This is a genomic window from Kribbella sp. NPDC048915 (genome assembly GCF_040649595.1).
Lineage (GTDB): Bacteria > Actinomycetota > Actinomycetes > Propionibacteriales > Kribbellaceae > Kribbella.
Window position 1 is genome coordinate 99,904 of record NZ_JBEZFT010000002.1, and the last position, 12,851, is coordinate 112,754.

General features: G+C 69.6%; 16 protein-coding genes. 4 read left to right on the top strand and 12 right to left on the bottom strand.

The features are described 5' to 3' along the window. Positions 1–43 precede the first annotated feature (43 nt). The 5 genes from AB0B82_RS01595 to AB0B82_RS01615 all read right to left on the bottom strand — a co-directional run bounded on the left by AB0B82_RS01595 (position 44) and on the right by AB0B82_RS01615 (position 4,472). On the bottom strand, positions 44–460 hold the full coding sequence (locus AB0B82_RS01595) for an SRPBCC domain-containing protein (RefSeq protein ID WP_360161273.1): 417 nt from the start codon (positions 458–460) through the stop codon (positions 44–46). 39 nt (positions 461–499) lie between these two features. Continuing rightward, entirely contained in the window at positions 500–943 is a 444-nt protein-coding gene (locus tag AB0B82_RS01600; RefSeq protein WP_360161275.1) for a hypothetical protein, read from the bottom strand. 323 nt (positions 944–1,266) lie between these two features. After that, entirely contained in the window at positions 1,267–2,301 is a 1,035-nt protein-coding gene (locus AB0B82_RS01605) for a hypothetical protein (RefSeq protein WP_360161277.1), read from the bottom strand. Between the two features lie 173 nt (positions 2,302–2,474). Next, complete coding sequence (locus AB0B82_RS01610; RefSeq protein WP_360161279.1) at positions 2,475–3,581, bottom strand: PP2C family protein-serine/threonine phosphatase; 1,107 nt, start codon at positions 3,579–3,581, stop codon at positions 2,475–2,477. Between the two features lie 63 nt (positions 3,582–3,644). Next, entirely contained in the window at positions 3,645–4,472 is an 828-nt protein-coding gene (locus tag AB0B82_RS01615; protein ID WP_360161281.1) for a DNA-formamidopyrimidine glycosylase family protein, read from the bottom strand. Positions 4,473–4,626: 154 nt separating this feature from the next. On the opposite strand from AB0B82_RS01615, the gene AB0B82_RS01620 reads away from it, so the two are divergent. Next, positions 4,627–4,860, top strand: a complete 234-nt coding sequence (locus AB0B82_RS01620; protein ID WP_360161283.1) for a hypothetical protein — start codon at positions 4,627–4,629, stop codon at positions 4,858–4,860. On the opposite strand, the gene AB0B82_RS01625 is transcribed toward AB0B82_RS01620, so the two are convergent. From AB0B82_RS01625 to AB0B82_RS01635, 3 genes are all read right to left on the bottom strand, one after another. Then, positions 4,824–5,291, bottom strand: coding sequence for a ribose-5-phosphate isomerase (locus AB0B82_RS01625; protein ID WP_360161285.1), 468 nt, complete (start codon positions 5,289–5,291; stop codon positions 4,824–4,826). The genes AB0B82_RS01620 and AB0B82_RS01625 overlap by 37 nt on opposite strands. A 10-nt stretch (positions 5,292–5,301) precedes the next feature. Next, the gene (locus AB0B82_RS01630) at positions 5,302–6,057 is read right to left on the bottom strand and encodes a hypothetical protein (RefSeq protein ID WP_360161287.1); all 756 of its coding nucleotides are present in this window, start codon (positions 6,055–6,057) and stop codon (positions 5,302–5,304) included. Positions 6,058–6,139: 82 nt separating this feature from the next. Next, complete coding sequence (locus AB0B82_RS01635; protein ID WP_360161289.1) at positions 6,140–6,754, bottom strand: DsbA family protein; 615 nt, start codon at positions 6,752–6,754, stop codon at positions 6,140–6,142. A gap of 111 nt (positions 6,755–6,865) precedes the next feature. Here AB0B82_RS01635 and pepN point away from each other — a divergent pair, with 111 nt between their 5' ends. From pepN to AB0B82_RS01650, 3 genes are all read left to right on the top strand, one after another. Further along, a complete protein-coding gene (gene pepN, locus AB0B82_RS01640) occupies positions 6,866–9,442 on the top strand; it encodes an aminopeptidase N (protein ID WP_360161291.1) in 2,577 nt (858 codons plus the stop codon). A 124-nt stretch (positions 9,443–9,566) separates the two neighbouring features. Then, the gene (locus AB0B82_RS01645; protein ID WP_360161293.1) at positions 9,567–10,097 is read left to right on the top strand and encodes a hypothetical protein; all 531 of its coding nucleotides are present in this window, start codon (positions 9,567–9,569) and stop codon (positions 10,095–10,097) included. Between the two features lie 214 nt (positions 10,098–10,311). Continuing rightward, complete coding sequence (locus AB0B82_RS01650) at positions 10,312–10,980, top strand: hypothetical protein (protein ID WP_360161295.1); 669 nt, start codon at positions 10,312–10,314, stop codon at positions 10,978–10,980. Here the strand turns inward: AB0B82_RS01650 and AB0B82_RS01655 are convergent. The 4 genes from AB0B82_RS01655 to AB0B82_RS01670 form a co-directional block, all read right to left on the bottom strand. After that, positions 10,959–11,564 carry a GNAT family protein gene (locus AB0B82_RS01655; protein WP_360161297.1) on the bottom strand — a complete coding sequence of 202 codons (606 nt, stop codon included), beginning with the start codon at positions 11,562–11,564 and terminating at the stop codon, positions 10,959–10,961. The two genes, AB0B82_RS01650 and AB0B82_RS01655, sit on opposite strands and share 22 nt — an antisense overlap. Before the next feature lie 2 nt (positions 11,565–11,566). Further along, entirely contained in the window at positions 11,567–11,968 is a 402-nt protein-coding gene (locus tag AB0B82_RS01660; protein ID WP_360161299.1) for a DUF5130 family protein, read from the bottom strand. Then, positions 11,955–12,245, bottom strand: a complete 291-nt coding sequence (locus AB0B82_RS01665) for a hypothetical protein (RefSeq protein ID WP_360161301.1) — start codon at positions 12,243–12,245, stop codon at positions 11,955–11,957. The genes AB0B82_RS01660 and AB0B82_RS01665 overlap by 14 nt, the downstream gene beginning before the upstream one ends. An 87-nt stretch (positions 12,246–12,332) precedes the next feature. Then, complete coding sequence (locus tag AB0B82_RS01670) at positions 12,333–12,836, bottom strand: hypothetical protein (protein ID WP_360161303.1); 504 nt, start codon at positions 12,834–12,836, stop codon at positions 12,333–12,335. Between the last annotated feature and the right edge of the window lie 15 nt (positions 12,837–12,851).

A 12,851-nucleotide genomic window follows, 5' to 3' on the forward strand; every position in this document is an offset into this window, starting at 1 on the left:
CGGCCAGCGGTGTCCGTTGCGCTCGGGCCCGAGCCGGGCGGGGTCAGAGGGTCGGGGCGAGTTCGGACAGCGCGGTCAGGGCGTTGCCCCAGGCTCGGGTGGATTGTGCGACGTCTTCGTCGTCCGCGTTCTCGAAGCCGGACTCGACCACGAGCAGCCGAGTACCCTCGCCTTCGGGGGTCAGCGTGAACTCGACCAGATTCGAGTTCGCCGGCGTCGGGTCCACGCCGGGATCCACGGCGTACCGGTACGCGAACCGGCGCCCCGGCTCGAGCTTCTCGACGAACCCGCGGAACTCCCCGTGCTCGTCCCAGCGCAACACCACCCGGCCGCCCGGCCGCAGGTCGAGCTCCGCGCCGCCGAACGCGTACCAGCGCGCGAAGGTCTCCGGCTGCGTCACCGCCGTCCAGATCACCTCCGGCCGCGCGTCGACGTACACCTCACGTTCCACGGTCTCCATACCGCCCATCCTGCCAGGGCCCGGACGCCACGGCGCCGCTCAGACGGCGCAGGCTCGGAGCTGGGTGGCTGTCGCGATCGCGGCCTCGATCCAGCGGCGGCGCAGGAAGTGAGCCTTGAGCAGCCGGTGCATCCCGTCCAGCACGACCAGCCGGCCGCGGTACGCGACCAGGTTGATCGGGAAGTCGAGATCCGCATCCATCACCCGCTGGTAGTGCTCGCGGAAGTTCATCGGCGTCTCCGCGACCTGATGCGGCGTCACCTTGAACCGCTCCCCGTCCAGCTGCCACAACGGCAGATCGAACATCCAGACCAGATCCGCGATCTCGACCGGCTCGACCTTCAGTTCGAGCTCCCAGAGCTTCGCGAGCTGCCAGCGGTACGGCGGGAACACCTCCCGCAACCCCTCAGGCATCATCGCGACCAACGCATCGAACGACACCTCCAGCTCCCCGAACGTGTCGCCCATCCCATCCACCGTCACGCCCCCGCACGCTACGCCATTGCACCCCCCAACTGCCCTTCGGCCGTGTGACGCCTACACCAGGCCGTGTCCTTGCGGGTCAAGCCGCGGTCGGGGCTGGGTGTTGGTGTCGGGGCTGGGTGTTGGTAGAGCGTGCCGGTGCGAAGCACGGCCCATGGATGACGCCAACCTTGCACACGCGGCAGTGAGCTTGCACAGGGCATTGCCTGTGGAAGGTCACCTTGGCTTGGAGCAGGTCGACCGCGCCTGTGGAAGGTAGCTCCACCTCGGTGTGGGTGCCCGCAGTTTGGGCCGAGGGGCGGCCGGTGCCGACGGGTGGGCGGTTAGGTGTGGCGCGAGTGGCGGCGGAGGGTGGAGATGGCGCTGCCGGCCAGGAGCATGCCGCCGATGGTCATCAGTACGCCGCCGAGTTCGGTGCGGGTGGTGTCGGTGGCAGCTGCGGTCGGATGTACCGGTGCGCCTGGTAGGCCCGCGTCCACGGCGGTTGGTACGACGGAGCGCGTCGGGCTGCCCGGACCTTCCGTCGGCCTAGTGGTGACCGGTCCGCCTGCGGTCGGCGTGGTGGACGGGGTGGCCGATGGAGTCTCCGGAGGTGTCGCCGGCGGCGTAGCAGGCGGCGTCGTCCCTGGAGTCGTCGGCGGGGTCGTCGGTGGCGTGGTGGGCGGCGTCGTCGGAGGCGTCGTGGGAGGTGTCGTGGGAGGCGTGGTCGGAGGCGTCGTCGGAGGCGTGGTCGGAGGCGTCGTCGGAGGCGTCGTCGGAGGCGTCGTCGGAGGCGTCGTCGGAGGCGTCGTCGGAGGCGTCGTCGGAGGCGTCGTGGGCGGTGTCGTCGGAGGCGTCGTCGGTGGGGTGTCGCAGCCCTTGACCCAGAAGACTTTGTGTTTGGTGTCGTTGCCTTGGGCGCCGGGGGCGTGGACGGTGATGCGGACGTGGAAGCCTTGGACGGGGTGCGGCTGGCCGGTGAAGGCGAGCACGTACTCCACGCGCGCGTCGAGGTCGTTGCCGCCGCCGGCGGGATCTTCGCCGATGAACGGGTTCAGGTCACCGGAAACTACGGTCACACCGCCGTCGGCGGTCGGCGGCTGGTCCTGGAAGATCACCGTCGCGTAGTACGGCCCCTCGTCGAAGTTGAAGAACTCGACCACGAACCGGCACCCCTGATGCGGGTTGTTGTCCGGCGGCCCGCTGCCGACATCGACGCCGTTGATCTTGATCGTGCCGTTGTTCCCCGGCGGATCGGCCGCCACAGCGGCGGGCACGCCACCCCCTGCACCAGCCTCTATACCAGGAGGTACGGCGTACCCGCTCGGCTGCACGAGCATCGTCGCGGCACCGACCAGTACCGTAATCACCCCGGCCACTGCCGCAACCCCGGCAGCGCGACCCCCGTTGACGGCCATCCCCAGTCACCTGTCCTACCACCGGTCGTACCTTGGGCAACAGCAGCACTATGCGCCTCTGGTTGCCTGAATCAACCAATCGCAAACATGACAACGGGAGACTCGGTTGCCTCAGGCATAGACCGTGCGCTGCGTCAGGCGTGTGCCATGCGGTGGATGATGACGATCGCCGAGTCGTCGCCGGGCCCTCCCGCGGTCGCGACCAGCTCGGCGGCGGCGCCCTCGAACCCCTGCCCCACGAGCCGCTCCGCATGCCCGGCCAGCCGGTCCGTTCCGCGGCCGATGTCCTGCCGTGGCGTCTCGACCATCCCGTCGCTGTACAGGAACAGCGCATCCCCCAGCTTCAGCTGCCCGTGGTTCACCTCGAACTCGGGCGACTCCACCAGCCCGAGCAACGGCCCGTCCGCATCCCGCGTCTGCCACCGGCCCGACCACGCGTCGAACTGGATCGCCGGCGGATGCCCGGCCGTCCGTACGTCGAACTCGCCCGTGCGCAGGTCCAGCACCACATGCACCACGGTCGCGAAGTCGTCGTCCCACTCCTGCCGCCGGATGTAGCGGTTGGCGGAGGTCAGGAACTCTTCCTCCGGTACGACGCCCAGCAGCCCACCGAATGCTCCGGACAGCAGCAGGGCCCGGGTACCGGCGTCGATGCCCTTGCCGGAGACGTCGACCAGCGCGACCTCGAGGACCTCGTCGTGCACCGTCGAGACCACGAAGTCACCGGAGAACGACGACCCACCGGCGGACTGGATCGCGACCTCGACCCGCCAACCGGGCGGCAGCGTCGGCAGCTCGCCTTGTGCGGTGAGTGTGTCCCGCAGCTCCATCAGCATCGACTCGCCCCGTGTACCGGGGACGCCGAGCCGGCTGCGCACCTTGGCGCTCTGGATCATGATCCAGCCGACCATCAGCAGCACCAGCACGAAGCCGACGCGCGGCAACGTGAACCCACGCGACAGCACGACGAACGAGCCGAACGCCGCGGTGATACTCGTCAGACCGACCAGCTCGCTGGTGGTCAGCAGAACACCGCCGACCACCAGCGGCACGATCAGGAACGACACCGGCACCAGCGTCGACCAGGCGAGACACGCGATCGAGGTCACCAACTGCACCAGGACCAGCGCCGCGAACGCGACCCGGTGCGAGCGGCGCGCGCGGCGGCCTACCCGGCGCGCCAGCATCTCGGCGCGGCGGCCGACGCGACGTATCGGTGCGAGACCGCCGAGCTTCTTCATGGTGTGAAGAAGATAACGGTACTAGCCGGTCCGCGCATCAATTCGCAACACAACCGAAGGTCGTCAGCTCTTGCGCGTGAGACCGGTTCGCTGGCACTTGGGGCACCAGAACAAGTTACGGCCTGCCAGGATCTTCGTGCGGATCACCGACTGACACACGTAGCACCTCTGTCCCTGCCGCCGGTAGACGTACACCTCACCGCCATGGTCGTCCTTGCGCGGGTCACGGCCCATCGCCTCCGGTGTGTGGTCGTCGGCGACCGTGTCGATCCGCCCGGTCTCCACGCCGTACTTCATCAGCGCGAGCAGGTCGTCCCACATGCCCTGCCACTCACGCTTCTTGACCACGTTCCCCGGCGTCATCGGGTTCAGCTTGGCCCGGAACAGCACCTCGGCGCGGTACACGTTGCCGACACCGCTGAGCACGTCCTGGTTCATCAGCAGCTGCCCGATCGGCAGCTTGCTACGGTGGATCCGGTTCCATGCCAGGTCCGGATCCGCGTCGTCACGCAGCGGGTCCGGACCGAGCCGGCCGAGCAGCTTGTCGCGTTCCGCGTCGGTGATCACCTCGCACACGGTCGCGCCGCGCAGGTCGGCGTACGACGTGGCGTTCTGCAGCCGGAGCCGCACCTGGCCGACCGGTTCCGGGACCGGTGCGGGCCGGATGTCCATCTTGCCGATCAGGCCGAGGTGGATGTGCAGCCAGCCGGCGCCCTCGAAGTCGGCGAGGAAGTGCTTGCCGTGCGCCTCGGTCTGGCGCAGTACGTGCCCGTCGAGCAGCGCAGCGCCGTCGGCGAACCGCCCCTGCGGGCTGGACGCGCGGACCACCCGCCCGCCGAACGCGTCCCAGACGTCGTTGGCGAGCCGGTGCAGCGTGTGACCTTCAGGCATGATTCCTCGTATGGGGACGACCAACAGTTCCGGGGCGGGTGGTTCAGCGGCGGGTGGTTCTGGGGCGGGCAGTTCTGGGGCGGGCGGTTCCGGTGGGGCCAAGGGCGGCCGGACGGCACCGCCGACGCCGGCGGTGGTCGGCATCGGACGGAGCATGCGGGCGCGGGACGTCTCGCGGCCGCGTCAGCCGGTCACCCGGCGCCCGGTGGTGCCGGCCGAGGCCCCCGAAACCGGCGGGACCAAGAAGACCGGCACGGGCGATCCGGACCGCCCCGATCAGCGCACCGCCGACCTGGGCGGCACCGATCACAGCGGCACCGACCAGGGCTGCACCGATCAGGGCTGCACCGATCAGCGCAGGGGCGGCAGCTCACCCGTCGACTCGTAGCTGGACAGCATCTCGATCCGTCGCGTATGCCGCTCCTCTCCGGAGTACTCCGTCGCCAGGAACGTCTCGACGAACCCGGTGGCCTCCTCCTGAGTGTGCATCCGGGCGCCGACGCTGATCACGTTGGCGTTGTTGTGCTCGCGGCCGAGCCGGGCGGTGTCGGTGCTCCAGGCCAGGACCGCCCGGACACCCTTCACCTTGTTCGCGGCGATTTGCTCGCCGTTGCCGGAGCCGCCGATGACGATGCCCAGACTGCCCGGCTCGTCGACCACCGCCTGGCCCGTGCGCAGGCAGTACGGCGGGTAGTCGTCGACGGCGTCGTACACGTGCGGACCGTGGTCCTCGACGTCGTGTCCGGCAGCCGTCAGGTGCTGCACCAGGTGGTTCTTGAGTTCGAAGCCGGCATGGTCGGAGCCGATGTGCACTCGCATGAGCGGCAGCCTAGTTCCCGTGGTCAGGACGGCGGACGCCACCCGGTACGGTCAGCTCGGCGGTCAGCTTCGTCACCGCGGCGCAGGCGTCCTCGTACGGCGTACCGCTCGGGTGCAGCGTGTACACCGCGACGATGCTCCGGTCGTTCGGCCCTACTGTGCCGGTGGTGTGCAGCGCATCGTTGACCAGGTCGACCAGAGCCTCGGGTTTCGCCCGGTCGGACCGGTACCCGCTGGACCCGTGGAACCCGGACCAGCCCTGTTTGATGCTGAAACCGTCCGCGAAGACCGACGGAATCCCGAAGAACTGGTCGAACCCGTCCGTCCCGTACTGCGTCGCTCGATGCAGGTTGCCCAGGACGAAATCGCGGACCGGTGGCGGCGCGTCCTCCAGCAGGTGCCGGTAGATCCGCACGGTGTCGGCGGCGGTGATCGCGACGTACCCCCAGAACCCGGGGTGCGTGGGCGGCGGCCCGGCGGTGTGGGTCAGGCCGAGCCGCTCGACCATCCGGTCCACGATCGCCGCGCCGCCCAACTGGTCCCAGAAGTGACTGGCCGCGTCGTCGTCGCTGCTGCGCAGCATCACCTCGAGGCGCTCACGATCCGCGGGCGGTACGTCGTACTGCGGCGCGCGAACGTCGAGATAGTCCAGCGCGATCAGCAGTTTCACCACCGACGCGGACCGGAACCGATGGTCCGCGTCGTGCTGGTGGACGAACTGCCCGGTCTGGCGGTCGAACACGGCGATGCCGGCGGCCAAGGTCATCGGGAAACCCACTCACTACTTGGATCGGTCATGAGTGAGTAACTTTCACCGCGCGGGTCGCTGGAGGGCAACCCCTGAATTGTCAGTCGAAGATGGGCCCGCGGTCGCGGGTCCGCTTGATCTCGAAGAAGCCCTCGGTGCCGGCGACCAGGCGGACGCCGTCCCAGAGCTTGCCGGCCGCCTCACCCTTGGGCGCCGGCGTCACCACCGGGCCGAAGAACGCGGTGCCCTCGACGGAGATCACCGGCGTACCGACGTCCATGCCGACGAGCTCGATGCCGGCCTGATGCGACTTGCGGACCGCGTCGTCGTAGCGGTCGGTGTCGGCCGCCTCGATCAGCGACGCCGGCAGCCCGACCTCGGCAAGCGCCTCCTTGACCACATCACCCTTGCCGTCGCCGATTCCGCGGCCCTGGACATGGATGCGGGTGCCGAGCGCGGTGTACAGCGGCAGCAGCACCTCGTTGCCGTGCGCCTGCTCGGCCGCGATCAGAACGCGCACCGGGCCCAGCAGATTGGCCAGATTCGCCTTGTACTTCGGGTCGAGGTCGTCGCGACCCTCGTTCAGGACGGACAGGCTCATCACGTGCCACGTCGTCGTCACGTCCCGTACCCGCTCGACCTCGAGCATCCATCGAGACGTCATCCAGGCCCAGGGGCAGGCGGGGTCGAACCAGAAATCCGCGGAGGCAGTCATATTCACCATCATACAAAGTTGAAGGAACACAGATACCGACTCGGTATCCAATACCCAATGTCGGGGGGAAACCCTCGGCGAACGCCGGTGCCAGGTGCATAGGATGCCGACATGCCTGGAACCAACCTGACGCGCGACGAGGCGCGTTCCCGTGCGGGTGTGGTCAGCGACGTCAGCTACACCGTCGAACTCGATCTCGCCAACGCCCCGACCGGCGCTCCGACCTTCCCGTCGGTGACCACTATCACGTTCACCGGCGAGGCCGGCGCGAGCACGTTCGCCGACCTGATCGCGGACAAGGTCCGCACGGTCACGCTGAACGGCGTGGAACTCGACCCGGACACCGTGTACGACGGCGCGCGCATCCAGCTGGACGGACTCGCGGAGCGCAACGAGCTCACCGTGGTCGCGGACTGCCTGTACTCACGGACCGGTGAAGGGCTGCACCGCTCGGTCGACCCGGCCGACAAGGAGACCTACCTCTACACCCAGTTCGAGGTGCCGGACGCGCGCCGCGTGTTCGCCACCTTCGAGCAGCCCGACCTCAAGGCTCCGTTCACCTTCACTGTCTCCGCGCCCGCGCGCTGGGTCGTCATCTCGAACGCCCCGACCCCCGAGCCCACGCCGTACACCGGCGAGAACGGCGAGGAGCTGGCCCGCTGGGACTTCCCGCCGACCGAGCGGATCTCGACGTACATCACCGCGGTCGTCGCGGGCCCGTACCACGTGGTCACCGATGTGTACGAGGGCGAGCACGGGTCGTACCCGCTGTCGCTGCTGTGCCGTCCGTCGCTGAAGGACGCGCTCGACGTCGACGACCTGTTCGAGGTCACCAAGCAGGGGTTCGCGCTGTTCGAGAAGGCTTTCGGGACGCCATACCCGTTCCACAAGTACGACCAGGCGTTCGTCCCCGAGTACAACATGGGCGCGATGGAGAACGCCGGCTGCGTGACGCTGCGCGACGAGTACCTGTTCCGCAGCCGGACCACGCACGCGGAGATGGAAGCGCGCGCCAACACCGTCCTGCACGAGCTGGCGCACATGTGGTTCGGCGACCTGGTCACAATGACCTGGTGGGACGACCTGTGGCTGAACGAGTCGTTCGCCGAGTGGGCCAGCCACTGGGCGCAGGTGGTTGCGACCGAGAAGTACAACGACGCGTGGACGACGTTCTGCAACGCCCGCAAGAACTGGGCGTACCGGCAGGACCAGCTGCCGTCGACGCACCCGATCGCGGCCGACATGATCGACTTCCACGCGGTCGAGGTGAACTTCGACGGCATCACCTACGCCAAGGGCGCGTCGACGCTGCGCCAGCTGGTCGCCTTCGTCGGTGAGGACACCTTCGTCGCCGCGCTGAAGGAGTACTTCCACGACCATGCGTTCGGCAACACCGAGCTGGCCGACCTGCTGAAGCCGCTGGAGAAGGCGTCCGGCCGCGACCTCGACGACTGGACCGAGCGCTGGCTGCGGACCGCGGGGGTGAACACGCTGCGCGCCGACTTCGCCGTCGATGCCGAGGGCGCGTTCACGTCGTTCGCGATCGAGCAGACCGCCGCCGAGAAGTTCCCGGTCCTGCGGCCGCACCGGCTCGCCGTCGGCCTGTACCGGCGGACCGACGCCGGCCTGGTCCGCACCGAGCGGTTCGAGGTGGACATCGACGGACCGCGCACGGAGCTCCCCGAGCTGACCGGCGCGACCCAGCCGGACCTGGTGCTGCTGAACGACGACGACCTCACCTACGCCAAGATCCGGCTCGACGAGCGGTCCCGGGCCACGCTGGTGGAGTCGATCGACCAGCTCACCGAGTCGTTGCCACGGGCCCTCGCCTGGGGCGCCGCCTGGGACATGACGCGGGACGCCGAGATGCCGGCCAGCCAGTACGTCGGCATCGTGCTGCGCGGCATCCGCGCCGAGACCGACCTGACCGGCGTCCGCTCGCTGCTGAACCAGGCGAGCAGCGCGATCAACCAGTACGCCGCCCCGCAGAACCGGCCCGCCTTGCGCGCGCAGTTCGAGGAGGCGCTGGCCGGTCTGGTCGCCGACTCCAAGCCGGGCAGCGACCACCAGTTGGCCTTCGTCCGGGCGTACAGCTCGGCTGTGTTCTCGGACGCCGGCGCCGACCGGCTGGCCGGCTGGCTCGAGGGACGCGACCTGCCGGAGGGCCTGGTCGTCGACACCGACCTTCGCTGGACGCTGATCGTCGCCCTCGCCCGGCTCGGCCGGATCGGCGCGGCCGAGATCGACGACGAGCTCACCCGCGACACCACGATCACCGGTCAGGAGCGGGCCGCGCAGGCCCGCGCCGCCCGGCCGACCGCGGAGGCGAAGGAAGAGGCCTGGCGGATCGCCGTCGAGTCCGAGGACACCCCGAACGAGACGCAGTTCCGGACCATCCTCGGCTTCCAGCAGCCGGGTCAGGAGGACCTGCTGCGGCCGTACGTCGAGAAGTACCTGGCGGCGGCCAAGGACGTGTACACCCGGCTCGGCTCCTCCATGGGCGAGAACGTGCTCGTCTACCTCTCGCCGCGACACCTGGCCGACCAGGCGGCGCTGGACGCGCTGACCGGCTGGCTGGCCACGGAGTCCGCGTCGGTCGACGCGCCGACCCTGCGGTACGTCACCGAGGCCCAGGCCGACCTGACGCGCGCGATCGCCGCCCAGGCCACGGACGCGTCAGCCGCGTGATCTGGGCTTGATCTGGGCTCGATCTGGGCTCGATCTGGGCTTGAGCGACCTGCGCGACAGGGCCGGTCTCGGGATGAGACCAGCCCTGTCGCGTTGGACCTCACCGTGCGGTAAGACTGGGTCGGTGCCCGCCTCTGATCCCGCCCTGGCCGGTGCGGCCGCCGTTGCGCTGACCGGCCTCGCAGATGCGTACCGACCGCGCCCGATCACGCCGCTGATGCCCTGGCGCTACCGCAACCGCCTGGTGAAGCCGTACGTCGTCACCGCGCGCGGACGGCAGTGGGACGACCACATGGTCGACCTCGCCCGCGGGACCGCCACCCGGCAGCTCGAGTTCGACGACGCGATGGGCGCGGCCGGGCTCGGTGTCGTCGTCCTGCACCTGGCCGACGACCACATCTCGCTGGTGGTGCAGAGCTGGGCCCGGGAATTCCACTCCAGGCTGAGCATCTTCAGCGGCATGGACGTCGAGGACCTCCGGCCGGCGCCACTCGGTCTCGGCCCGTCCGTCTGGGAGCAGGAGGTTCTCCAACACGAGCGCACGGCGTACGTGAACCACATCCTGTCGGGTGACGTCGATGTCGACGCCTGGCTCGACGACGTCCTCGACACCCGCCCGGCGCCGCGGGGCGACGGGATTCCGTCCGGTACCTGAGCCGGTCCGGACAGTGCGGATCAGCGAGTGTCCGACCGCGTTCGGTGACCGCTGCCGCACGCTCGTAGGCGGACGGTGAGGGGCCGTGCGCGGTGCGCGATCTCTTTCTGCAGAAGGAGATTCTTGCCACCTGAGGAACGCTCACTTCTGCGCGGGTTCGGTTTAAGCTGCACCGGTTGAATCCATCAGGGTTGTCTGGGGAGGGGCCCTTGCCGTGACACGCGTCGACCACCGGAAGCCGCCCGCCCGGGCTGCCCGGAGACAGCAGCGGGAACGCGCCGGACGCACGCCGCGACCGCACAAGGCGAAGCGTTCCCGCGGTGCGATCGGTGCGGCGGTCGCGGTCGGCCTGGCGATGGTCGCGGCGTTCGCGTTCGTCCTCACCCGGGGTCCGGCGAACGAGGCACCCGCCGACGGGCTGCAACTGGGTTCGGGCACGGACAACGGCGCAGCCGCCCCACCGGCACCGTCGACCACGGGTCCCGAGACCAAGGCCGATCGGCAACCGCCGTCGGCGACCGCGCCCAAGACGACGCCCAAGGCTCAGGTCACGACAACGACCGTCGACACCGGGCCGACCTCGCCGAAGTTCAAGCGCGGGCAGTGGATCGCGATGCTGGACAAGTACCCGGCCGACGCGGGCGACATGGCAAAGGCCACTGCGGAGAAGATCACGCGGGCCGGCATTCCGGCGAAGGCCATGCTGGTCGACGGGCAGTACCCCGGCCTGACCACCAGTTCGCTGACCCCGCTCACCGGGACGTGGGTGATCTACCTCGGCCCGGGAACGTCGTCGGAGCAGATTCTCGATCTGTGCCTGGACCCGCGCACGCAGGCGGCGTACCAGAGCGCGTGCCCGACCTACGAGCCGGCGGCCGGCTGAGCGACAGCCTCGGGCCGAGGTACGACGTCGGTCGCCAGCCGCGCGTGCAGATGTGAGTCGTGGCGCTGGCCGGTCGGCTCGACGTAGTAGTCGCGCAGCACGCCCTCGAGCTGAAATCCGGCGCGTACCGCGACCCGGCACGACCCTGCATTGACCAGCGAATGGTCGAGCGAGATCCGGTGCAGCCGCAGCCCGTCGGAGGCGAAGCCCCACCGCGCGGCCACATCGAGCGCGCGAGCACCCAGCCGACGACCGCGAGCCGCCGGGCTCACCCAGTACGCCGCGACCGCCTGATCGGGAACGCGGTGGACGTCCCGCAGCGTCACGCTGCCGAGCACCTCGTCGCTCTGCGCGTCGGCGACCGCGAAGACCGCATTGCCGCGCGCCCAACTGTCGATGCGCGGCTCGAGCCAACGGCGGGCGCGCTTGTCCGCCGGCGAACTGATGACAGCGGTCCCGGCGGTCCAGCGCAGGATGCCCGGGTCCTGCAGCGCCCGGTCCACCGCTGCTTCGTCCGCCGCCACGAACGGGCGCAGTACGACGTCGCCCAGCTCGATGCGGTGCGGGTGGAGGGCCGCGGCCACGGTCAGAGCTTGTGCGGCTCGTCGTTCGCGTGCAGCAGCGGCGGCTGGTGGGCGTGCGTCCCCAACTGCTGGACACCGGTCACCAGGCCACCGGTCAGGTCACCGGCCGCGAACGACGTCTGCATCGTCAGTGCCGCCAGACCGGCCGAGGCGTCCGACAGCTGCCGACGGGCCACCTCGCCGGTAACGATCTCCAGCCGCCGGCCGGCCGGGTCGACGTACACCAGGACGCTGCGGTCCGGGTCGTCGAGCTCGTTCAGCAACTCGATCGCGAACGGGCGGGTCTCCGAGTCCGCGCCGCCGACGTACACCGAGAAGTGCAGACCGGACGCCTCCTCGGCGTTCCGGACCGCGCGCTCGATGTCGTGGAGCTGATCCGGGGTGAACGCGTCACCAGCTGGCACTTGCGCCTCCGAGCGTGCGGGCGACGCCGGTCTCGGCGGTCGCGGTGGCACCCGGTGCACTGGTCAGTTCAGGCAGCTCGGGCAGATGGGCCGGGTCCGGCTTGGTCGCCGACGGTCCGTTGATCCACACCGGCGGCGCCCACCACGACAGCCCCGGGCGGTACCGCGGCCCTTTCGCGATCGACGGCGCGAACACCAGCAACGCCAGCACCGCCACCACCAGCACAGGAATCCCGACGAACACCAGCACCGTGTGTCCGGACAATTCGACAATCACATCCCGAAGCCTAGTACGCCCACCACGTACCACGGCGGCCGCCCCGGGCAGGGACGGCCGCCGCGCTCCGGCAGCGGGTGGGCCGTGTCAGCAGCCGCCGCAGTTGTAGTAGGTGATGTCCCAGTGGTTGCCCTCGTCGGCGTAGATGTTGCCCGCGCCGGAACGCCACTGGGCGGCGCCGTCGCCGCGGTTGGCGATCCGGGTGAAGGTGTTGCGGATGTAGTTGCCGACGCACGTGTACTTCGAGATGTCGACCTTGTACCCGTTCCAGTGGCTGTAGGTCCCGCTCGCGTGCCCGGTCTCGGTGCCACCGGTGACGTTGACCGCGCAGCCGCTGGCGGTCTTCAGCGTGCGGACGCCGTACACCGTGCTGTCGTTGATCTGCGTGAACGACGTACACGTGGGGTTGTTCCGGTCCGAGCAGCCGCCGCTGGACGACCAGGTGACGCCGGCGGCGCGGAAGATCGACGTCGCCTGTGCATGGGTGAGCTTGGTGAGCGCGGACGCCTGCTCGACGGCGACCACACCGGGCAGCAGGCCGACGACGACAGCGGCGAGTGGGACCAGGACACGACGGAGCAACGACTTCATGGGGACACTCCTTGA

Bases quoted from the DNA above. Each gene is read 5' to 3' on its own strand.
- AB0B82_RS01595 (WP_360161273.1), bottom strand. From the start codon at position 460: ATGGAGACCGTGGAACGTGAGGTGTACGTCGACGCGCGGCCGGAGGTG.
- AB0B82_RS01610 (WP_360161279.1), bottom strand. From the start codon at position 3,581: ATGAAGAAGCTCGGCGGTCTCGCACCGATACGTCGCGTCGGCCGCCGC.
- AB0B82_RS01615 (WP_360161281.1), bottom strand. From the start codon at position 4,472: ATGCCTGAAGGTCACACGCTGCACCGGCTCGCCAACGACGTCTGGGAC.
- AB0B82_RS01620 (WP_360161283.1), top strand. From the start codon at position 4,627: ATGCGGGCGCGGGACGTCTCGCGGCCGCGTCAGCCGGTCACCCGGCGC.
- AB0B82_RS01625 (WP_360161285.1), bottom strand. From the start codon at position 5,291: ATGCGAGTGCACATCGGCTCCGACCATGCCGGCTTCGAACTCAAGAAC.
- AB0B82_RS01630 (WP_360161287.1), bottom strand. From the start codon at position 6,057: ATGACCTTGGCCGCCGGCATCGCCGTGTTCGACCGCCAGACCGGGCAG.
- AB0B82_RS01635 (WP_360161289.1), bottom strand. From the start codon at position 6,754: ATGACTGCCTCCGCGGATTTCTGGTTCGACCCCGCCTGCCCCTGGGCC.
- pepN (WP_360161291.1), top strand. From the start codon at position 6,866: ATGCCTGGAACCAACCTGACGCGCGACGAGGCGCGTTCCCGTGCGGGT.
- AB0B82_RS01670 (WP_360161303.1), bottom strand. From the start codon at position 12,836: ATGAAGTCGTTGCTCCGTCGTGTCCTGGTCCCACTCGCCGCTGTCGTC.